This is a genomic window from Citrobacter sp. RHB35-C21 (genome assembly GCF_013816515.1).
Lineage (GTDB): Bacteria > Pseudomonadota > Gammaproteobacteria > Enterobacterales > Enterobacteriaceae > Citrobacter > Citrobacter braakii.
In genome coordinates, this window is record NZ_CP057147.1 from 4,041,175 (window position 1) to 4,063,690 (window position 22,516).

Annotated in this window: 19 protein-coding genes, 1 tRNA gene and 2 pseudogenes; 4 read left to right on the forward strand and 18 right to left on the reverse strand. The window is 43.7% G+C overall.

Features of this window, described 5'->3' with window-relative positions; genetic code table 11:
* Positions 1–61: 61 nt before the first annotated feature.
* From rbsD to deoC, 3 genes are all read right to left on the reverse strand, one after another.
* Entirely contained in the window at positions 62–562 is a 501-nt protein-coding gene (rbsD, locus tag HVZ39_RS19675) for a D-ribose pyranase (protein WP_047498269.1), read from the reverse strand.
* Positions 563–591: 29 nt separating this feature from the next.
* Positions 592–1,503 carry a ribokinase gene (locus HVZ39_RS19680; protein ID WP_047498266.1) on the reverse strand — a complete coding sequence of 304 codons (912 nt, stop codon included), beginning with the start codon at positions 1,501–1,503 and terminating at the stop codon, positions 592–594.
* A 72-nt stretch (positions 1,504–1,575) separates the two neighbouring features.
* Positions 1,576–2,277, reverse strand: coding sequence for a deoxyribose-phosphate aldolase (gene deoC / locus HVZ39_RS19685; protein ID WP_049281640.1), 702 nt, complete (start codon positions 2,275–2,277; stop codon positions 1,576–1,578).
* Positions 2,278–2,509: 232 nt separating this feature from the next.
* On the opposite strand from deoC, the gene HVZ39_RS19690 reads away from it, so the two are divergent.
* Positions 2,510–3,385 (forward strand): AraC family transcriptional regulator, encoded by an 876-nt coding sequence (locus HVZ39_RS19690; RefSeq protein WP_047498259.1) that lies wholly within the window; start codon positions 2,510–2,512, stop codon positions 3,383–3,385.
* 578 nt (positions 3,386–3,963) lie between these two features.
* Here the strand turns inward: HVZ39_RS19690 and HVZ39_RS26710 are convergent.
* Positions 3,964–4,251 (reverse strand): PfkB family carbohydrate kinase, encoded by a 288-nt coding sequence (locus HVZ39_RS26710; RefSeq protein WP_249419249.1) that lies wholly within the window; start codon positions 4,249–4,251, stop codon positions 3,964–3,966.
* A gap of 267 nt (positions 4,252–4,518) precedes the next feature.
* Between HVZ39_RS26710 and HVZ39_RS19700 the strand changes: the two genes are divergently transcribed.
* Both HVZ39_RS19700 and HVZ39_RS19705 read left to right on the forward strand, forming a co-directional pair.
* A protein-coding gene (locus HVZ39_RS19700; protein WP_181632868.1) for an IS3 family transposase occupies positions 4,519–5,630 on the forward strand; the annotation gives its coding sequence in 2 pieces (ribosomal slippage) (positions 4,519–4,780 and positions 4,780–5,630; 1,113 coding nt in all).
* A complete protein-coding gene (locus HVZ39_RS19705; protein WP_181632869.1) occupies positions 5,617–5,961 on the forward strand; it encodes a hypothetical protein in 345 nt (114 codons plus the stop codon). The genes HVZ39_RS19700 and HVZ39_RS19705 overlap by 14 nt, the downstream gene beginning before the upstream one ends.
* A gap of 698 nt (positions 5,962–6,659) precedes the next feature.
* Here the strand turns inward: HVZ39_RS19705 and HVZ39_RS19710 are convergent.
* Positions 6,660–7,841, reverse strand: a complete 1,182-nt coding sequence (locus HVZ39_RS19710) for a hypothetical protein (protein WP_181632870.1) — start codon at positions 7,839–7,841, stop codon at positions 6,660–6,662.
* Positions 7,838–9,517 carry an ATP-binding protein gene (locus HVZ39_RS19715; protein ID WP_053390072.1) on the reverse strand — a complete coding sequence of 560 codons (1,680 nt, stop codon included), beginning with the start codon at positions 9,515–9,517 and terminating at the stop codon, positions 7,838–7,840. Before HVZ39_RS19715 ends, HVZ39_RS19710 begins: the two co-directional genes overlap by 4 nt.
* A gap of 287 nt (positions 9,518–9,804) precedes the next feature.
* On the opposite strand from HVZ39_RS19715, the pseudogene HVZ39_RS19720 reads away from it, so the two are divergent.
* A pseudogene (locus HVZ39_RS19720) lies at positions 9,805–10,370 on the forward strand (integrase core domain-containing protein).
* A gap of 270 nt (positions 10,371–10,640) precedes the next feature.
* Here the strand turns inward: HVZ39_RS19720 and HVZ39_RS19725 are convergent.
* The 12 genes and pseudogenes from HVZ39_RS19725 to HVZ39_RS19780 form a co-directional block, all read right to left on the reverse strand.
* A complete protein-coding gene (locus HVZ39_RS19725; protein WP_181632871.1) occupies positions 10,641–11,159 on the reverse strand; it encodes a hypothetical protein in 519 nt (172 codons plus the stop codon).
* Between the two features lie 51 nt (positions 11,160–11,210).
* Positions 11,211–11,624, reverse strand: a pseudogene (locus HVZ39_RS19730) (tyrosine-type recombinase/integrase); the annotation flags it as partial.
* 233 nt (positions 11,625–11,857) lie between these two features.
* A tRNA-Thr gene (locus HVZ39_RS19735) sits at positions 11,858–11,933 on the reverse strand.
* Positions 11,934–12,098: 165 nt separating this feature from the next.
* Positions 12,099–12,443, reverse strand: coding sequence for an isoprenylcysteine carboxylmethyltransferase family protein (locus tag HVZ39_RS19740; RefSeq protein ID WP_249419251.1), 345 nt, complete (start codon positions 12,441–12,443; stop codon positions 12,099–12,101).
* A 313-nt stretch (positions 12,444–12,756) separates the two neighbouring features.
* Complete coding sequence (locus tag HVZ39_RS19745; protein WP_181632873.1) at positions 12,757–14,205, reverse strand: EAL domain-containing protein; 1,449 nt, start codon at positions 14,203–14,205, stop codon at positions 12,757–12,759.
* 342 nt (positions 14,206–14,547) lie between these two features.
* On the reverse strand, positions 14,548–15,021 hold the full coding sequence (locus tag HVZ39_RS19750; RefSeq protein WP_047498186.1) for a hypothetical protein: 474 nt from the start codon (positions 15,019–15,021) through the stop codon (positions 14,548–14,550).
* The gene (locus tag HVZ39_RS19755; protein WP_181632874.1) at positions 14,996–15,727 is read right to left on the reverse strand and encodes a winged helix-turn-helix domain-containing protein; all 732 of its coding nucleotides are present in this window, start codon (positions 15,725–15,727) and stop codon (positions 14,996–14,998) included. Before HVZ39_RS19755 ends, HVZ39_RS19750 begins: the two co-directional genes overlap by 26 nt.
* 144 nt (positions 15,728–15,871) lie before the next feature.
* Positions 15,872–16,567, reverse strand: a complete 696-nt coding sequence (locus HVZ39_RS19760; protein ID WP_047417050.1) for a fimbria/pilus periplasmic chaperone — start codon at positions 16,565–16,567, stop codon at positions 15,872–15,874.
* Positions 16,564–18,180 carry a fimbrial protein gene (locus HVZ39_RS19765; protein ID WP_181629151.1) on the reverse strand — a complete coding sequence of 539 codons (1,617 nt, stop codon included), beginning with the start codon at positions 18,178–18,180 and terminating at the stop codon, positions 16,564–16,566. Before HVZ39_RS19765 ends, HVZ39_RS19760 begins: the two co-directional genes overlap by 4 nt.
* A gap of 4 nt (positions 18,181–18,184) precedes the next feature.
* Positions 18,185–20,677: a CS1-pili formation C-terminal domain-containing protein gene (locus tag HVZ39_RS19770; protein WP_181632875.1), complete on the reverse strand. Its 2,493-nt coding sequence runs from the start codon at positions 20,675–20,677 to the stop codon at positions 18,185–18,187.
* A 47-nt stretch (positions 20,678–20,724) separates the two neighbouring features.
* A complete protein-coding gene (locus HVZ39_RS19775) occupies positions 20,725–21,402 on the reverse strand; it encodes a hypothetical protein (RefSeq protein WP_046276284.1) in 678 nt (225 codons plus the stop codon).
* Between the two features lie 52 nt (positions 21,403–21,454).
* Positions 21,455–22,042 (reverse strand): common pilus major fimbrillin subunit EcpA, encoded by a 588-nt coding sequence (locus tag HVZ39_RS19780; RefSeq protein WP_046276283.1) that lies wholly within the window; start codon positions 22,040–22,042, stop codon positions 21,455–21,457.
* Positions 22,043–22,516 lie beyond the last annotated feature (474 nt).

The window sequence follows — 22,516 nt, forward strand, 5'->3', positions numbered from 1 at the left end:
TCGTGTGCCTGCGATAATCCGCTATTAATTCGGCTGTTGCGGTTACCCAACAGCCGACTGATTAGTTAAGCTCCGGAACGTAATTCTCTTTAATCCGCTGGCGGCGCGTCACATAGTCGGGCAGCGGCTGAACATTAGTGCCTTCGGCAAACCATGCGAACGGATCGGTACTGGCCACCAGCGCGAAATTGGCCCACGGGTTAAATGAGCCGGAACGAATGACGACTTTGGCTTTGTAGGCCAGTTCATTGCACAGCACTTCATGACTGGCTTCGCTGAAATCCGTCCCGGAGCCAGTAAAGATATCCTGCACCTGGCGGTACAAATCGCCATTGCAGTCGCGGACTTCGCGAGCAAATTTAATATCTTCGATAAACACTTCATGGCGCAGCACACGCAGAATATCGGTTACGTCGGGAATACCCGGCCAGAAACCAAGGTCGATGCGATTCGCGTTTGGCGGAATAGGGAAACCAGCGTCGGTCACCAAGATAATATCGGTATGACCGAGGGTGGACAGCGCCGCCGCGAGTTGGGGATGTAGGATACGTTCAGGTCTCATGGTTATCTCTCCGAATTGAGTTTTTATAATTAACAACCGAGAAATTGTTCGACTTCTTGACGCGTTTTGTAGGAGGGCACGGTTTCCCAGTCGCAGCAGCACAATGCAGCGGTGGCATTGGCGAAAAATGCCGCTTTATCGACGGACTGCCCTTCACTGAGCGCGACAGCTAATCCAGCGTTGAAGCTGTCTCCCGCGCCGTTGCTGTCTACCACGTCCACTTTGCAGGACGGGATTTCCAGGGTATCGGTGCGACTGAACACCGCGCTGCCCGCTTCGCCAAGCGTCATCACCACATATCGGCAGCCGGTCTCCAGCAGTAAATCAGCAATTTCCCGGTTGCTGCGAGTATCGTCGGGAGCCAGCCCAAGCACCACGCGGGCTTCGGTTTCGTTTGGCGTCAGGTAATCGATATGGCTGAGGTTTACGCCGCGTAAGTCCCTGGCCGGGGCGGGATTGAGAATGGTGATGTTGCCGAGCTGCTTAGCGAGATTCAGGCCATAGAGCGCGGTCTCCAACGGGATCTCCAACTGCGCGAGCGCCACGCGGCTCTGCTCGATCAGCGCCTTTGCCTCATCCACGTGCGCCGGGCTGAACAGTTTATTGGCCCCCATATCCACCACAATTACATTACGAGCCTGATTATCTTTGATAATAAGGCCCGCTCCGGTGGGTAATTCTGGGGTTAAGGTTAACGCATCGATATTGACGCCTTCGTCGCGCATCAGGGTCACAAATTCATGGCCGAAGGTGTCATCGCCCACCACCCCGGCATAGGCCACTTTTGCCCCGAGCCGAGCCGCCTGCACCGCCATATCCGAGCCTTTTCCGCCCCAAGTCTGGCGAAAATCGTCGCCGATTAACGTTTCGCCCACCATGGGGATGCGATCTGCCGTCATGACCAGCGCTTTGGCATAACTGCCAAAGATAAAAATACTCATTAGTAATTCCCCTTTTCGACTGAAAGTTGCACAACGCTGCGCCGCCGCAATTACGCTTGCGGCGGCAAAACATTAATAGGCGTTGATATCCCCGGTCAGGCCTTTAACCAGTTCCGGCCCGGAGCTGGTGCCGACCAGTTCGGCCCCGGCTTCGAACATCGCTTTCATTTTTTCCAGGGTATTGACCTTACCTGATACTTTTACCCGGCACGGTAACTGAATATTGGCTTTGAGAAGTCGGACATCTTCTACCGTCGCTTCGCAACCGCCCTTGCCCCAGCCGCTGGACTGTTTCACCCAATCAATACCGGCTTCAAAGGCATAACGGGTGGCTTTGATTTTTAGCGCCTCTTCGGTGATGAAACCAAACTCCAGCATGGCTTTGACTTTCATCCCCAGGTCATGGGCCACATGGACCACGCTTTTCAGCTCGTTGAAATAGAGATCTTCCTGGCCGCCCAACAGATAGCCAGGGTTTGGCGGGAAGTCGAACTCATCGGCCCCCTCTTTCGCCAGCTCGCGTACCACCGCTATTTTCATCGCCGTGGTGTCGTTGGCCATCGGGAAATTGACTGTGGTCGCCACCCGCACGCCGCTACCTTTCAGCATTTCTTTGGCAAGGGAAACCCAGCAGGGTGCAATCATGGCGGCATCAAATTGATACTGCATGCAGGTTTCCAGATGTTGAATCACCCCTTCGCGCGTCAAATCCGGGTTGACGTTGGTGTACTGAATCGCCCTGGCGATCTGGCGCGGATCGTTAAAATCAATCATGGACAGCTCCTGTCTGGTAAGTAAAAAACCTTTAAGTGCGCAGTGAATATGTCGTTACTGTAGGCAGGATGGCGACTAAGCGTGATAGGCAGAATTCTCTCAAACATGGATGAAATTTCCATGTCAACGGAAATGTGAGCAAGCTCAAAAATTAGTCACAATCAACTGAGTACTGGACGGCGAAAAATGCCACCATAGCGGGCGAAACGGGCAGATAACAAACCAGGCAACTATGTCAAAGCAAAAACAACACACCCGCGCGATCGCCAACTGGTATCGGGGTTCCGACGAGTTTTCCACCCTGATGAACTACCGGATCTTACGCGCCGGGCATATTGAAGCCGCCGCAGATTTCCACGTTCATCGCCAGTCGGTGGTAGGCCATGAGCTGCTGTTTTGCCTGCGCGGAGCAGGGTTTATTCGCATTGAAGACCGGCATTATCCGGTGCGGGAAGGGCAACTCGCCTGGTTGCCGGTGCGCTGGCCGCATGAGCATTACCCCGACAAACAGTCTCCGTGGGAAATCCTCTGGCTGCGGATAGAGGGTTCAAAACTTAACAATATCATGCAGATAATGGACGTACCTCAACGTCCGGTTTTCCAGTTCGAGCAGCCGGAAAAGATCGTTGAAATTTATCACCATATTTTTGATCTGATGAACAGCTACACCCTGGTGGCCGATGCGCACTGCGATATGCTGTGCAGCCAACTGATATTTACCCTGCTGGAAAATCGCAGCTACGAAGCCGCGCAGTCGCAGGTAATCACCCATCGCGGGCTGGGCAAGCTGCTGTATCAGATTCACAGCCATTACAATGATGACTGGAATATCGAGAAATTTATGCACTATTGTCAGGTAAGTAAGTCACAGCTGTTTCGCTTGTTCCAGGCCACGTTTAACCAGAGCCCATTGAAATGGCTCAAGAATTACCGGCTGTCTCAGGCTCGGCGATTATTGGTCGAAACCCAGGAAAGTATCAGCCGAATTGCGGTTCAGGTGGGATATAACGATCCGCTGCACTTCTCGCGGGATTTTCATCGCGCGGTTGGGTTATCGCCCAGCGCGTTTCGCAAGCAGGAGCAGTTGGAAGGGACGCATACAATCTGACATTTGCATCAGACTTCGTTACTTACGGTCCGTAAACGAGCTGCCCCGATAAGGGAGCGATAATTGCCAACTTTTAGGTAACCACCTCGTTCGGTAACCTTGTTTCCATATCAAAATCAAATATTACGCAGGGGTTTACATGAGCGTAAATCAGTGGCGTAACTAAAAAAGTTAACATGGCGAATACGCCCCACGGCTAACATCTTAACAACGGGATCGTCACCTCCATCGCCAACAAATTGTTGAAGAAATGCCAGATAAAATATTAATGTTTTAGGAATACTGACATTGGAAAGAACACTATACAAAACATCGAGAGTAAGTTCTTTCGCGAACTGTCCGAAGTATTTGTTCCCCCCTAATCAGCGTTATCCGGATAAGCATTTGTTAAGTTTTATCCTGTCTAATAAATTATCTGACACGTCATGGGTTAATACTAATGAAAAAATTGGTGTTGTTGCCGCAATTCCTGCAGTTGTTTCTGTTTTTGCATCAGGAACCTAGTCAGACGTACTCTGGAGCTGTGAACTAACGTCTTATTGCCACCAACATGAGCCCTTAACCTGCAGCTATCATTTTTAGAGTTTTTTCACCTCGAAGTCAGGTAGAGAAAATTGAGTAATGAAAGCATTGAGCGCGTTGGTATCCGGCAGTGCGGTCAGTGCCCCTTTGCACGTTGTCGCGAGGGCACCACAGGCACTGGCCTGAGCAATCGACTGGCGAAGCTGTTCAACGCTCTGCGGCATCCCACTATGTGCAATCCAGGCCAGCAAACCTGCTACAAACGCGTCGCCAGCCCCAGTCGTATCAACACTGTCGACGGTATAACCGTTGAAATGTATGACGCTATCGCGCCATAGCACCATGGCCCCCTGCGCCCTTTCAGTTGCGCAGGAAGCGCCTTAAGGCTGTCAAGCGCCAAGGTAAAATCATGCGTATCTGTTATCCAGTACCATTCTTCTTCCGAGAGTTTAAGAATGTCGACCTGTGAGGAGAAATGACGCACTGTCTCGACCATTTCATGCTTATCGAGCCACATTTGCTCTCGTAAATTTGTAAACATCCCGCATAATCGTGCCATTCACATTTAGAGATCATCCGGCATAATCAATCTGCCAACGAAGGAGATCGCTATGCGTAAAGCCCGTTTTACTGAGCATCAGATCATCGCTGTGATTAAGTCGGTTGAAGCCGGACGAACTGTTAAAGATGTCTGCCGGGAGACCGGTATCTCTGAAGCCACCTACTACAACTGGAAGTCCAGATACGGCGGCATGGAGGCTTCTGATATTAAAAAGATCAAGGATCTTGAGGACGAGAACCGACGTCTCAAACAGATGTTTGCCGACCTGAGCCTTGAGAACCGGGCGCTGAAAGACGTTATCGAAAAAAAGCTTTAAAACCAGCCTTTAAGCGTGAGCTGGTCACTCATCTGATAACGACATTTGGACTCAGTATCCGTCAGGCCTGCCGGAGTCTGAACCTGAGCAGAACGGTTTACCATTACCGTCCGGATACCACGCGTGACGAACCTGTTATTGTCGCGTTGCAGGCAGTGGCAGAGCGATACCCACGATACGGTTTTCCAAAACTTTTCCAGGTTCTGCGGCGGCAGGGATACCCGTGGAATCACAAAAGGATCCATCGTATTTATTGTCTGCTGAAGCTGAATTTTCGCCGTAAAGGCAAACAACGGTTGCCGGTGCGTAATCCCTCGCCACTGGCCACACCGGAAGCGCTGAACCAGAGCTGGTCTGTCGATTTTATGCATGATGCTCTGGTCTGTGGCCGTCGTTTTCGCACGTTCAATGTCGTTGATGACTTTAACCGTGAGGCATTGTCGATTGAAATCGATCTGAATCTGCCAGCTTTGCGCGTGGTCCGTGTACTCGACAGGATTGCGGCAAATCGCGGCTATCCGGTCATGCTACGCATGGATAATGGTCCGGAATTTATCTCTCTGGCACTGGCTGAATGGGCAGAGCAACATGCAGTAAAACTGGAATTTATTCAGCCGGGTAAGCCGACGCAGAACGCTTTTATTGAGCGCTTTAACCGGACATACCGTACAGAAATACTCGATTTTTATCTGTTCAGAACGCTGAGTGAAGTGCGGGAAATTACGGAGAAATGGTTGTCAGAATATAACTGTGAACGCCCGCATGAATCACTGAACAATATGACACCGGAGGAATACCGACAGCACCATTATTTGGCCGGGATCTCAAAAAATGCATGGAACTAAAACGGGTCTATTTACATTATTAATAGCAGCTGGTTTGCTGGCTGGTTGCGGCGAGAAAACGCCAAAATGTAGTAGTGACGATGCAAAAAATCTTGTCGTAGATATTGCCAGAAAGACCATCGAGAAAGGTATGACGCTGGATAAGGATGTGCGTATTTCTGTAGAAAATGTCAGAACAATTAGCCATGAATCAGATCTGGATGTTTATCAGTGCGCGGCTGATTTAACGTTCACAAAACCTGATCTGCAAAATTCTCTACCAGTAACTTACCGGATACAAAAAACAGATGAGGGTAAAGGTCAGTTTTATATAAACGTATCAGGATTATAATCACTGAATAACATTCAGGTTCCTTTTGGGTGAAGTAGTTAATGCTTTATCCCAAAAGGAAACTCCATGAAACGATCATCATATTTTCCATTGTAGCTATTATTGTATTCAGTTGACTCATTACACGCCATACAACTGAACCAAGAAAAAATCTCCTAACTAATGCTCCTATTATTATTAAATCTAACCTGCCAAGCACATGTAGAGTCAGTACATTAACAACTAACTGCTACAGATATAAAACAAAATAAACCTGTCATAGCGTGTAAAATCGGCATTGCGACTGTAATCACTTCCAGTACAGCTGATTACTGATCACGGAATTTACTTATCCTACGAACTTGGATGCAAATACGTCAATCAAATTTTCAATCAGACTCAGACGATTAGTAGACCAGGTTCTGAAGGTTAATTAAGTCCATAGGTATATGAAGACTATATGCTGTCATTATAATCAAGCATTACTGTAGTTCCGTCGCCACACTGAAACTTCACTTGAGTGTAGCATGTCGATAAGTCTGGGCAGCCACACTACTGTGTCCTCCTGCCCGTTGTGATTGGAATAGCAGGGTCTTTCCATGGCTGTAGTGCCTCCCGAAAAAGTGAAAAGACCAAACCCTAAAATAGGAAAAAATACATATAGTTAGCCACTGCTCTAACAACGGAGTGGCTACCAGATTTTTAGACTCACATGATCCTCATGATCGTCCCAGTTGCTGACTGACTAGCTCAAACTTTTCTATTATATGATCCAATGCTTCGGCTTCAAATTTCTTATCTTTCATTACTCTATAACTCTTACTAGTATGAAAGAACGTTTCCATCAACCCCTTCTTGCGAGAGATATCTCCCTGCGCAAGAATCAATAACATTTCCTGATAAATATTCCTAAGTTCTGAATACCTTTGATAATATTTTCTGTGTTTGTAGACTGCATGCAATTCAAATAACTTAACATTTGAATTAAAGGCCGGAATATCGTTTAACTCAATATTTACTTTTCCCTCAACATCAATATAGGAAAAATCAAATAACCTAATTTTTTCTATCCCTTGCAATAATGGATGAATGTAACCATTTATCAAATCGACATCTCTTTTAAATGAACGGTTGCATGCGGCACCTGCGGGGACAAAATTATACAAGGATGTTGCAAAGAAAGGATATTTTGACTGTGGTAAAAAATGATCGATATCAGGCCTGTGTTTTTTTTCACCTTCAATAAGCCTTATATCTTCGGCATTGCAGTATGGACACACTTCCAAATTACTCGACTTAACAATATCATACCCAAAGCATTTACTTAAATCCTTATAATCAAAAATTGTTTGGAATAACGTCACCCATTCAGGATATTCAGATACCTGCTTTTTAGTTAATTTACAACCTACTGTTTTCAATAACTTTACTTTTCTGATGATTCTTGTAAGTGTAGAGACGCTAGGATTGCTAATAAGCTCATTATAAAGAAAACCACTTCTATAAGAATTATAGGTGACTTGCATTCGCTTAAGTTCTAAAACCACATTAATATAGGATATAGTATATGCATCCTGTGCTGCTCTACCTTTCAGCGTAAGAATTGAATCATCGACTATTGCATATTTAAATATGCAGGCTGGATGATAAAAATCAGCCAAAATAGGAAGATCTCTAAATACTTTAATACTAGTGTTTTTAAAGTTTTGTGGCTTACAAAAAATTATCTTTTGTAAGCTATATTGTTCTAAAATAGCACATAAATTTTTATAGTTGCGCCTATCATGTAGAAAACAGCTTCTCTTAACCACATCAGCCTTATTCAAACTTTTAGGTATAAAAAAATCATTAATGATGCCTTTTATAAACTTCTTATCAAAAGAATATGCGAAACTGATCATTTCAACATGCTCTCCTTTAGCTCAGAATTAGATATTTGCTCAATAAATATTTTATCTTTGTCTGATAACACACCTTTTATTTTATTATTTATCAACTCGCTTAACTTTAGTCTCGATAGTTCTCCGTAAGTTGACTTGATATGCATACCTAAGATGTACGATTCGGTAATTCCTGTACCAAAGCCGTAAGAATCAACTATCACTGGAATATTATCTTCATTCAGGCGTAAGGAAACTATATCCTTCGGTAAAAAGTCTCCTATTATTATAGGAGAGTGCGTTGTCAGTATAATTTGTAATTTAGCATTAAAATTCGTCCCCTCGATAAAAGAAACTAATTCATTTAGAAATGTTCTTTGCCACTCAGGATGAAGAAACAAATCAACTTCATCTACTATAATTAATGCATTTCTCCCTTCAAACTCACTATAGATATTATAAAGTGAAGAAAATATATTAAGCTTAGCCAACTCACCTGTGCTAAACCCCTCCCAGCCATAATTAAAATTATTTACAATGGAAGTATGTAGTGCTGTGAATGAATCAAGTAAATTTATAATGCACTCATAATTATTTGATTCAAGTTTATCTGCGTATCCTTTCGACTGAAGTGCTATTGCATCCGCTATAGCGTGTGACACATTCATTAATGAATCTAAGAACCTAGAAAAATGTAAGTCCAGAATTTCATTATAATCGAACAAATCATATATCCCAGTCCGGGTATCTTTGGAACATCTTTCATGAACTAATTTAACTATATCAATTATTTTTTTATTGTTAATTCGTTCTAATAATACGCCACTATTGATTAGCTCAATACATATAGAGTCAGCAGTTTTTGATGAAGTGATTCTCATCGAAGGCATTGCTCTGACAAAACTGAAAATATTCCTCTTTAAAAGCCCCTGAAAAATATCTTCAACAGAAATAGAATCTTTAGCGTAAAAAATAGGTTCTAACTCAAAAAGTTCCATTTCATAAGCTCTATTTTTACTCTTCAACTCTTTTTCACTCAAATCTTTATTTATCTCGTCAAGGAGACTAAACACCCATTTTCTTATAGTAGAACTTGGCAGTTTGAACTCAAATACATACTTATATCCGGCTTGCTTGCTTTTCAACCACTCACTATTATTAAAAAAGTTAAGCATTCGGCCCAAATTTACAGTTCTTTTTTTTCCTCGATATTTTGATTGCGTACCTAATGAGTAGTCTACTACATTTGATGTTTTTTTATTAAGCCCGTACAAACCAACTGAAGATATGTTGTTAATTTTGAATATTTTGGTCTCTGTATTTATAAGATATCTTTTGTTATTTTTCACCACCTTATAATCCGAACAACACTCAATCCTTACTTCTTTAAGAGTATCATTTAGATCATGGACTAAAAAAACCCTTTCATCATAATCATACCAAACAATAAAGCCACTTGACTCGGTATATTTCGAGCATGATGTTTCTATAAAGTCCAATATAGATGACTTGCCAGTACCATTTTGGCCAACTATAGCCTTTATATTACACCCCCTATAGTAATCGAATGTTTTATCCTCAGCACCTACAATTTTTAGCACATTATCTACATAAGTAGTTTTATAATTGGAACTAAATGAAGCACCAATATTTTTCAATATCTTATGTTCTTCAACATAAACAAAAACCAGTTCCATAACTTCACCTTGTAAATTATTAAAAGCAAGAAATATAACAACTGCTATCGAATAAATTGTAACCTTCTATGAAGATCAGCATTAATTTCTAAAGTAATTACAACCTTCCCGTCAATACTAACATCAGTATCTTTGCAGGAAAAAGTTTTCTGCACCGCGTTTTCGTAACAGTTACCATCGAGCCTAATGCCCTAGCCTAGTGATTTCATGAACGATTACCAGCCTTGTGACTAGCTTCCCCGTTGATTTAGTACACCCCCGATGTTAGTAATGTCTGCATAAGCTACATGAGAACGTCCCATGCAGAATCGTTTTCCGACCAGCAGATCATCAGTATCCTCCGCGAAGCCGAAGCCGAAGTTTCGGCCCGGGAACTTTGCCGCAAGCACGCTATTTCAGACGCCACCTTCTGTACCTGCCGCAAGAAGTTTGGTGCATGTAATTCCCCGAAGTGAAGTGGTTCAAGTCACTAGAAGAGGAGAACTCCAGCCTCAAAAAGCGGCTCGCTAAAGCCATGCTGGATAAGGAATCACTTCAAGTGAAACGTATTCTGGACAGCATCGCGTTGTTTCGTGGCGACTGGTCAGGGCTCGGAATTTATTTGCCGTGCACTCGTTCAATGGGCCTTTGAACATGGTGTGGAATTGCGCCTAATCCAGCAGGGTAAGCCAACCCAGAACGGATTTATCGAGAGTTTTAATGGCCGCTTTCGGGATTAATGCCTGAATGAGCCCTGGTTCGGCGTTGTTCGTCATACTCGGAAAATAATTTATGACTGCGGCAGGACTTTAACGGATAAAGAGCTCATTCATCGCTGAATTATCAGACGCCGGCTGAATTTTCTACAAGCTGAAGAAATGGAAGATTAGAAGGTAAACAAATCGGCATTACTAACAGATCTATCTAATACTGTGGGCAGGTCATCAGCGACAAAGGATATTCTCTTAGTAAGAAGAATGGGTAAACAGAAGTTGTGATAGCTAGTCTGAGTTGACAGCATCAACTAAAGTGAGTACGTATGTGAGTATATTAATATAATTAAAAAATAAAAACATTAAATATCAATGCGATGATTAAAAAATCACAACTCAACGTCTAAAAGGTAACTTCATTGCATTTTCTCTTAATCCTCTGGAATCATTCTTAATGCTGCCTCAAGTTCATCATTTAACATGCTGCCTACAAACAAACTTTGTGAGGCAAAGTATTTTACTCCCGGGCCAAGAGCACCAACACGCTTTAAAATACGTTGCTGCGCTGCATAAGCTGGCTTTATTCTACTATCAACATCTTTCCACCATTTGAGACCATACTTTCTAATTATCTTCCCCTTTACTCTTTTAAAATACTCCTTACTATCATCACCCTTATAAGAGACTAATACACTAGCCCAGATCATTTTCTTGTGAATAGATAGTGGCCTATACTCCCGCTCAATTAAATCAATTCGAACATTAGGATGTAAAAGCAAACTACCATCAAGTATTTTACGTTTTATCCACAAACGTCTGGCACACTCATAGATGCTTTTCTTGACTTCTTTTTCAAGATGTCTGGTATAAGTTGCCCAAGTTTCTAGATCATCAACTAATGATAATTTCTCAATTAGAGTTTGCTGTTCGGTATTGAAATCGCTAAGCATGAATAATCCCTTCTATTGCAGCAACATAAATTAATAATACATCTGTATTTGTTATTTTATCAGGCCATCCAAGTAATCCGCCCATACCTGCAGCCATTTCCGGCACTCCGCATCATACTTATACAAATTATAAATCCCTTCAACGCCGCCACGTGTATGCCCCAATACGGCCTCTGCTACCTCATTTGGACACTGCAAACGAGATAGCCCCGTTCGTACTGTACGGCGCAGATCATGGGGCGTCCAATGAGGTATATCAAGCATTTGACCGCTTTCACGTAAACGCCATGAATTCTCGGTCAGGTACTTCTGCTGGATTGGCTTTTTAGTCGCCTGTGAAGGAAATAGATATTTGTCGGAGGTAAGGCGTAGTACCTTAAGAAAGTCGATTGTCTGATCAGATAGCTGTACGTAGCGTTCTACCTCTGTTTTGGTTTCTCTCAGATGAATAGTGCTTTTCTCAAGAGCGACGCCCCGTCCAGTCGATCTGACGTAACACATTTAACTGTTGTGCTTAAAACAGCAACTTAACCTCACCCAGCCCTCGGGATGAAAAAGCGTCTGTAAGGTCAGAATCTGTTTGAGAACGGGCACATGGCATTCAGCTATGTAATGCTAAATAAGTACGCCAGTAAGTACGCGGGGGAGAAAACAGTAGGATTACATGCAGATGAAAAGCTGTAACTCATTGATTTTTATGGTGCCGATAATAGGAGTCGAACCTACGACCTTCGCATTACGAATGCGCTGCTCTACCAACTGAGCTATATCGGCCCTGAAAAGGACATGTCCACGAATGCGAGCACGGGGTAGAAGGTTAAAACTAACCGGGCGATGCGTCAATGGCCTTGCGAATCAAACGCCTATTTTTGCATCATCCGGTTTCAATTACGCACGAATCGTGTCGTTACAGGCATGCTTATACGCGGTCGGGTATTACTATAACCAGCGGCGAACGTGTTGTTCATAGCGCTCCCACTCCAGCCCGAAATGTTTTCGCAGTTGTTCCTCTTCAAAATCGATATGCAATCTGGCAACCGCCAGCATAAACACCGGTACAGCCAGTACTCCAGTCAGGCTACCGATGCAAAGAGCAAAGGCCAACTGGAGTCCACTCATACCAAGGTAGATCGGGTTGCGGCTCCAGGCGTAACATCCGTCGGTAACAAGCGTGGTCGATTTATGTGCATGCAGCGGATTCAGGGTCGTACGTTTCATCCGCATCTGCCACGCGGAATGCAATATCACCAACAGACTGACGCCGGCCAGCAATGCGCTTATCACGATATTCACCTCACCGAATGTGAAACGCGGACTCGCCGTCAGCACATCCGCAACGAGAAAAAGTACTAAGATAAGAGGCGGCGGAAACCAGACTCTTAATTTTGTCAGGAAATGTCGCATGGCCAGGAACTCACCTCGGCATCGGTTTAATTAACGCTGATACCGCTATAAATACCCCGTATTAGATACATAAACAAACGATGCTTCACTAACAACAGACTGTCTCCTTCACCAGACAGGCGGGAGTTGTCGTACTCACCTCGACAAAAATACCTGCATCAGAGGCATCCGCCCCTGATGTTCCCGAAAGGCTTTACGTTGAGAAAGTAGAATCCGACGCTGATTCAAAAAAATCTAAAGACTGCTTGTAGTAACGCATAAAATCATCAAACGTCACTGGCGGTAAAAATTGATAACCCTGCAGGTAATCAACATTATTTTTCCCCAACCATTGCTGCTGATAGCCATATTCAACGCCCTCCGCCACCATGCGTAACCCCAGGAGTCCGGAAAGGTGAATGATTGACTCGAGCATAGGGATATGTTGCTCAACTTCTTTAATAGCTTTGATGAACATTTTATCAATTTTTATAACATCCAGGTCTAACTCATTGAGATAGCAAAGGTTAGCGTATCCCGTCCCAAAATCATCTAAAGCAAACAGAACCCCTCTGTTTCGCAACGATCGTATCAGCTCTTTGATTGCAGGAGTAATAGTGAGAGTCTGGTTTTCAGTTATTTCAATCATCAATTTTATCGGTAGCCTTTGCGTTATTTCCATAAAATTAAGACACTCCCAATAAAAGACGGGGTTACTTAAACCTGATGGACTCACATTAAAAGAGACGAATAAAGTTTTATTGAAATCCTCGCTTCCGTCGACCAGATTACGCGCGACGGTGTTCATTAAATAGCTCGTTAACTCATTCATTAAGCCACATTTTTCAGCCAGCGGTATAAACTCACGCTGAGAAATAGCATAATTATCTCCCTGTGGCCAACGAGCCAAAACCTCAACACCACAGACATCTTCGTTGATATTTACGATGGGTTGAAAATAAGGAATGATTTCTTCATTCCTTATTGCCATACTCAGTCGACTAGAATCTGAGACATCATATGCTTCGCCGTATATTACATTCTTACCAGAATGACTGTTCGTCGAGGAACCTTCATGCAATAGATTATTCCTGGTTAAAAAAATGATAGTTTCATTAAAATGAGAAAATCCCAGGCGAGCGGTAATTCGTTCCCGATATCGATACACTGACTTAATTGTTATCGAGTTAGCATGACAAAAATCGTGCAATTTTTCCTTTGTGAAAGATGCATACAGCATTTTCTCTTCAAACTCAGTCAAATGAAAAGTAAATATCGCTGAACCTTTAGTGACTTCCACAACCTCATTGGGAGCCATTAGATTGGCTCTCAACTGAGAAATCAGCTGATCCGATAATTCCCGTCCATTAATGAATGCATACTCCTCATATCCCCGATTAATAGAACGGTTTTCATTCATCCGAAGAACAATACAGTTTATATTGATAAACTGCGTGCTATTTCTCTGAAACCACTTCCTGACCTGGAATAATGGTAACCGGTTATCGATCACCAGTAAACAGGATGGATACCGTGGAATAATTGACTGTGAACCAGAAATAAATGCCCGCGCATCGACCAACACCAGATTTGGCAACCACGCTTTTATCCCTGAGAAAAGAAAAATATCATAACTGAGCAGAAAAACCTTTTTCGTATTCATAGTTACCACCAACTTAAATTTATGGCATGGCAGGTCCCTCGTTTTATACACGAGAGAATATACAACACCTTTAGCCTCCAGAAATTACAATGCAGCCCGCGAATTAACTTTATCCATAAGTCATCTCACGCAGTTTCAGAATTTATAATCACGATTATCCATATGAATATTACCATTAAATGTTAAGGCCATTTTAATTATTGAAAAAGGAAAAATCCTAATTCTTCATCAATACAAATCCTATTGCTCATTTTCACTGTAAGACAAAACAAAAAACCACGAACACTAAAAACGACAAAATATAAAACTACTAAAACCGTAAGGATAACATATTATTGTTACTTATGCTGCCCGACAAACCATTAACGTACGTCGCAGATCTCTGATCGCATAGACATTTTTGGCGATATGGATGATCTTATAATAAAAAATTTCCTGTCGTGACATGAGTTGTTCGGTAACGTCATCAGGAACATTATCATTTTTATTTTTAACAATAGCTACACGACGGGTCTGCAGGTAACCATCACGATCTTTACCAATAAAATTCAGGATAACATTACGATCTACAGCATAATTTTTACCCTGAATATTGAGGCTTCCTACCTGAGATACCCGCCCTTCGGTAGCAGAAGAAATACGAAAAACCAGCAGAACTTCACCTTCAATTTTTACCCCCTGAGTTTGCGCCTCCAGATGCAGGTAAGTTTTTGCCGAGCAGGTCAGCGTCTCAGGTTCTTGATGGCGATATAAAAAATATGCTGTTATCGCTGCAAGAAAGATTGCCCCACTAATAAACAAAATTTTCACATTCACGGACAACGCCTCCTTTCTCTAACGTACAAACCCCAAGCAAATTCACTCTAAGATCATTGCCGGCTGATAAATTATTATCATCATAAAAAACAATTGTTTTCTTGCCATCATGACAAGCCGCATTTACTTTTCGCCACATATCAGAAGATAAAAATGCTTTCGTTTTATCAGCATTATTGTCATCGGCAGTATAAAGTTCACAATCATCTATTGCCCTGATATAGATAAAATTTTTGGAGCTTAAATTAAGTGCTGAAAATATAAAAATAGCGCTTCCAAGAAATGCAAATAATAAAATGAACAGAATAATATTTTTACGTTTTGGTCTTACGGATGAGTTCACCGTCTCAGTTACCGAACGCACAGTTTCATCTTCACAGGAAGATGACGATTCATCGCTGATCGAAGCATGGAACAAAAATCCCTGCCGAGGCAGCGTTTCAATGGGATTACCCGCCCCCAGCTCACTAAATGCTTTTCGCAAAATACTGATGCTTTTATTAAGACTATGACCCGATGGGGCCATGCCATGCTTTTTCCACACTTCTTCAATGATAAACTCGCGGTGGACTTGTTGATTTTTATGGGCAATGAATAGCTCAAGTAGTCTCGAGGTAGACGCCGAAAGAATTATTGTCGTATCGCGATGTTTCAGGCTTTTTCTGGTGGAATCATACTCAACCTGTTCATTAATTATACTGTTCATACTACCTGACTCTTAATTACCGTGACGTTGAGTGCAAATGACTAAAATTTCATCTGTGCCGAGCTGATCACTGCATTGTATAAAGATAGTTACAGTATAGGTTCGATATCTAACCATGACATATCGGATCAGACTTAATGCTTACTATTGATTGAGTTTGAAGCACCCCTGACCTACTGGTATGTATTTCTGCAATGCAACGATAAATTTCCGGTTTTTTGATTTCAATTCGCTACTACGCCAGGTTTCACCCGGCAACACATAACGCATGGTGGCTTCATCATCGGTTGAGTTGCACCCCAGGTGTACGATGATTTTAAAAAAAGTATTCCCGGTGTTTTTCAGTGTTCCGTTTGCCTCATCAATGGTGTAGGCCAGATTCATTTTTCTCGGGCGAACAACCAATATGGTGTCCATAGCGATCACCGGGAGAGCCTGCCCTCCTTTCCCTTGATTACGCTCGGTAAACAGCGTTATCGGCATTTCACGAAACAGAATTCGGTAATAGCGTTCTTTATCATCCTGCGGTCCACGGTAGAAAATCTTAAAAAACTCACTCGCCTGCGGAGCCAGTGAAAAATTCAGCGGCGTAAACAGAAGTTCGCCTTCAGCAATGGCACTTCTGTTTTCACCTCCCGGTCCAGGCTTATCAATTTTTACTGCGCCAATACTGTACAAATTCTGTTTCTGGCTATCGTTATAGATCCGTTTGCTGATAAATGATTTATCCGATGGCATCTCATAAATGGTCGACTCCAGGTAGACAGCCTGTGCGGAGAATATAGTCAACCCGGAAAGTAAGATAAATACCCATCTAAACACCAAACGGCAGCGGTTCATGGCGTCACTCCCACCCAATTCGCCGTGACTTTTATCTCTCCACTGGCACTGACGACACCTTCCCAATCTGTTCCGGAAACAGTTAACATCGACCGTGAATCATTCATTGGGAAAAGCAATTTTAAATCAGTAGCATAATAGCTTCCATCATCATTGTTATTTGCGTCCCAAGGCGTCTGTTGCCACTGCGCATCGCTCATATTGATTGCTGCTTCACTACAGCTATTTCGTTTCTTCACCACGCCCCCCGACTGACTGTTGTACTGCAGAAAGGCGGGGATTGGGACTGACAGCCCGCCTTGAGGGGAGGTAAACAGACAGTAAGGCACACTGTTTATCGTCGTACTTTCTCCGATAACTTGCGCGGTAATGCTATCAGCCTGACGAGGACCGGAGACTGTCACGGTGTAATCTATTTCTATAGGAGCGGCGTCGCCAATCGTGCCACTGCCGCTCGCAGAAGCGGTGTTGTCTGAAGAGACGATACTGATCCCATACTCCTTCGGCACAATATTGATCTGTAGCGAAGGCGTAAACTGGTAGTGCCCTGACTCAGGTGTTAAGCCATTATAAAAACCGAAGGTAAACGGTTGAGTGTTAGTAATGCTGATTCCTGAATCGACGAGTTTTTTCAGGAATACTTTTGACAGAAAAATATATATGTACTCTCCAGAGGTCGTGAAAACGTTGTAATAAGCAGTTGAAGTACCATAGTTATACCAGTTTGAACCATTCCCGGAGTATTTCACGGTGGCCGGTCCAGGCGTAAAACCAAGCATCGCCGTGTCGACATAAGCGCGAAACGTCAGGGAGGCGGTCAGATTGGCGGTTTGTTGCAGGTTATAACTCACCATTTTGCAAATCACGCCGTCAGCGCCGCCCACCACGCCAAGCTCACAATAACCAGAGTCTTTGGTGATGCTCGGCGTACCGTCGCTGGCAACCCAAAGCTCCTGAAATGCATTAGTCGATACCAGTGACAGATGACCGCGTTTGGTTAACGTATAATTGACGTAATTCCATAATCCTTTCGATTGATCTTTGCAACGTTGCCCGGAAGAATAATCATAATCCACGGAAGTATAACAACGGTTGAACACATAGGTTTCGCTGCTACCGGTAGGCACATTGCGAAAGTACTCATAGGCAGTATCCGTCAGGGAAGCGAATCCGTAGGCGCCACCAATAACACCTGCGACAGATCCCACCTGCGCATGATAAAAACCGTTTTTATCAGTGCCTTGCCCGGCAATAAATCCAGTTGATGGACACTGGCTGCCGCTATAACAACGGATCCCCCGAAAAGGCCCGTTAATCGGGGAATTATCAATCCACATGTCCTGATAATAATTTCCTGGCGCAGTCCAGATGACAAAACCTAAATACCCGAGACTCACCTGAGAGGTACCGTATTTTATCCACGTGTTTGAACCGCTGAAACGAGGGTCGAGTGCGGAGGGGGTGATAAAGTATTCACTATCAATGGCATTTTCAATAAACAAATAGTTATTACTGACTGAGCCGGAAGATACTGCATTCAAAGCCAAAGCAGGCGCAGGCGTGAAAATCCCCACGGCACAGATTACAGTAGCTACTTTAATTAATACTTTCATTTTATTACCTCTGCGCCATCGTGGTTTGCGTGGAACATTTCACATCACCAACCCACGCTGCGCCGCGTGCTTTTTCCAAATCGAGATCGGCTTCGCATAGGCTGCCATTGGCTGAAATTAGCGTGATGACTGGATATTTCTTATCGATATCGATAGCAAACTCCCCTTTTTCATCCGTACGCGTTTTACCGATGTGATTATGAATATCGGTGTTTGCAGCCAACTGCCCATCGGGATAACGAATACGCCCGAATACGGTGACCATACTTTTCACTTCAGGGTTGATAACACCCACGTTACCCGGATATAGCGTCAGTTCCTGTTTGCGCCCTGAAACAATATCAAAGCTGTCTTCAGAGTTTTTATCATTGAGGATCTCCAGCTTGTACTGAGCATAAGGCGGCAGTGCAATGAAATTTGATTTACCGCTGAGAAGATAATTTCGGTTATTAATCTTCGCAGCCAGTTTCCCTTCGCCGGTCAAATCGGTTTTCACAATAATGCCTGACCTTTGCCTCTCTTTACTCAGACCGAAATCTTTTCCTGCCCACGCCAGGGAACCTTGAGAAGAGAAGTTCATATTGGTGGAGTTGTCCGCAGAACGCGTTACCGATACGGTGCCGGCGTTATATTTCGTGTCATAACTCAGATTGCCGTTTACCGAATAATTATTGTCGTAATACTGCTCGCCACTCAGGCGTGTTGAAGCCGACAATCCGACAGATTTAATGGGGCCTTCAGCATACTGCTTGCGCGCGCTGAGATTACCCTGAGTGCTGCCATAGCGATCCCGGGAGACGCCCATGCTCATCCAGGACGCCAACGGCAACGATAAATCCAGGCTGACATAACGTTCCTGTCGCCCATCGTCATTCCGGTTGTTGTAGTAATAACGCTGAATACCTGCGCGCAACCCAACCGTGGCATACTTGCCTGAATAAAGGTTCGTGCTGTAGTCCAGGTTACGATATTTATTTCCCGAGTAGCGATTCTCCGTCTGACTCACGGTAAGCGAGCCGCCATGAGGAATAAACTTTCCGAGGTTAAGAGTGCCACCAATGGAATAATTGTCACGCTCCTGCACGGGCAGACGGTCGCCAATTTTACTGTCTTCACGAGATGCCCAAAGGGAACCATATCCCTCGGGGACATTGAGATTGATATTACTGATATTTCGCCATGACGAATCGTTCGCTACCAGCGTCTGATTGCCAATGCTTACGTATTCGTTCACATTGAGTGTGACATCCGTTTCATTAACCGCATTGTTGCCAAAACCGTAGAGCGTAGATTTCAGGCCCAGCCCCGACAATATCGCCAGCGTCACCGATGCGGCACCGCCGGCAATCCAGGTCTGCTCATTGCCTAAATCCTGATAGTGGTTTCGCTTATAACTCACACGGTCATAATCCAGTGAGCCACCAAACAGTTGCCATGAGAGCTGATCAATTCCGGCTGCCTGTTGGCGGGCAAAGATTTTATTAACCCGACTGATACGACTATTAATTGTCCGGCCATTGACCACGATATCTACCGTGACATCATAAACACCATACGGAAAACGACTGGTATCAATTTCATAACTGCCCATATTAAAGTTCTGTACGCTGAGCAAACGCCCGTCACGAAATACATGAACCTCGCCAGCGGCTGGCAAAAATACGGTAATTGGCGTGAGCGAAAGCGAGGTATTCTCAACAACCGTACTTCCTTTGTTTCCGTAGCTTACGCCGTAAATTTTCCCACCATTCAGCGCATTCAGGCTGGCAATAGACTGGACATTCCAGGTGTCGAGCATCCCGAGCGCCAGTCGATATCCGTCATAATCACGCTCATACATCGCGCGATAGAGTTTACTGGTGCTGTTGCTGTCGCCTATGCCGTAAAACGAACCGTTAATGTTGACATGGTGTTCACGCAGCGATGTTGTATTGTCCATCGTCAGATAGCTGCGGGTACTGCTGCCGTTATGATAATCGTTGTAGTAGGTGCCAAAGTTATAGTTCAGGACGTTAGAGAGAGTCTCCACGCTGGAAGGTCCAAGCAGGCTGCTGCGTGCGACAATCGCTTCAGTTAACGCATCTTTGCTGACAATCATCTCCAGATGAAATGAGGAGACGTTGAGTTGCAGACGTGCATCATTCGATAGCTCGATGTTGGTGTTATCGTGAAACTTCACATCACGAATTTTTTCCACCAACGCGCGGGTTTTTCCAGATAACACGGCATTATTGGGCAATTCAGCAAGAGTCAAGGCTTTAACCGTAATATTGCCATCAACAAGGGAAATCACCGCATCGGCAACTTTTTGCTGACTTTTCTCATCAGTCTCGTTGTAACGAATATATACCGGCACCGTCATTCCCTGCTCCAGTGAACGGGCGAAAGCGCTGGGGATAACATAATTACCCACTTTTACTGGGGCTGCATGTGAAAATCCTGGTGTCAGCGCAAGAAAAAGACAAATGCTACCGCCGACAATATTTGTTGTTGTCATCTGCATCCTTACATTCCGGTAATTTTATTTATCCCTGCTATTGACCATCACTTCACTGTAATAAACTGCTTACCGTGCCAGATACCGATGCGTGAACGGCTATTACTAATGTCGGTAAACTGTAATTTTATTTTTGTACCCGGCATAATGTAATAACGTTCGCGACAGCCTCGCCCCCGATCGCGAGCCTTATCTTTACAAGCCCCATAGGCGATCACACGAAACGAAACATTGCCGGTATTGGTAATAACATCGCCATTTCGGCTATATTCAAAACGCTCCTTGCGCGGCGCGACTACCAAAATAGTGCCAATTTCAGCCGACGCTGTTGCAACAGCCATTTTATTCGCCCGGGTTTCCGCGCTCTCGGTGACCGGCTCATCTATCCATTGCAGACGATAATAACGCTCGACATCATCTGCAGGTCCTTTATAAAAGAAACGAAAAACATCCTTCGCCTGACCTGGAAGAATAAGATTGGCAGGTGTAGAGAGTAATTCTCCGGAATTAACGGGCTTTATTTCGATTCCCCCCGCCAAAGGTGATGACAATTGTTTTACCGAAACACTGACATAACGCGCCGCATCTGTCGTATTGATAATTTCTTTCGATAATGAACTCTCAGCAGAAGTCATGATCGATGTAATTTCACCAACATTAATTGCCCATCCGGGAAAAGATGCTACTAACCCTACCAACATTGCTGCCGGTAAATATTTTTTCATGACACCATTCCTGATAAATTCGGGAGAACAAATTCTCCCGAATTTTTATTACTTAGGCAGACGGAGTCGTCCAGGTTGCATTGAACTGTACTTTTACATCGCCAGTCCAATAGCCGTCTGGCAGTGCAGAGTAATCTGCTACTGTCTGACTACCATCAGAAGTCGCTGACGCGATGGTGAATTTGAAGTTGGATTGATCGCTGACACGATCGGCACCGTTATAAGCGCCATCAGCCATCAAGCTTTCAAGACCAGAAGTGGAGCTGGAGTTAACAAGGACAGTATCTGATGAATTAGTCAGCGCAGTGCCATTCCATGCCACCCCTACGTTCAGGGTAGAAGCATCACCACTGGCGTTGATCAGAGTGTTACTAATAATCTGAGCAGTCAGTTCAAAATCAGTTGCCGTCTCCTGACCCTGAATCGTCACATCAAAAGCACCGTCCTGAGAGTTGAAGGCATTCAGCCCTTCAGCATACTGGAAAGTTAAAGAGTTCAGCGGGGTGACAACCAACATGCTGGTGGTATCTTTCGTTGCCGTCGCGTCCCACGAGGCTGTTGCAGAAGCAGTAACATCTGCCATTGCATTTGCTGCAACAAATACAGAAGCCAGAGATGTTACTAATAATATTTTTTTCATTTTATCTTCTCCTAAGAACAAACTCACCACCGAGTCTTATTATTAAGTCACTCCAGCGGTTCCATTAATTGCGAGCCAGAATTGCCGCGCCAGAAAATTATCATTTGGATTAAGTAACATCTCAACAAACCCTAAAACGTAAAAATTACAAAACACTAAGAATTTTCCTATAAAAAACATTATCTAAGAAGTTTCCTAAGATATAATTACTTAAAATACGTACATTTTTAGAATTATTATCCACACGAACAATAAAAACCAAACAATTCATCTTTTTTAAGTTTTTGATAAATATCAAAAAGATCATACAAATAGCCCAGGAGTAAAACCCTTAAAAAACATAAAGATAATTAACATCCACATACTCTCTCTATAATGTTTATTATTTGTTGCAATCATGCTAATTTTTTAACTTCACAAGAAAATTCTCATGAAATATTTATTTAAGGGGGAATATTCTTATAAAAATAGCGC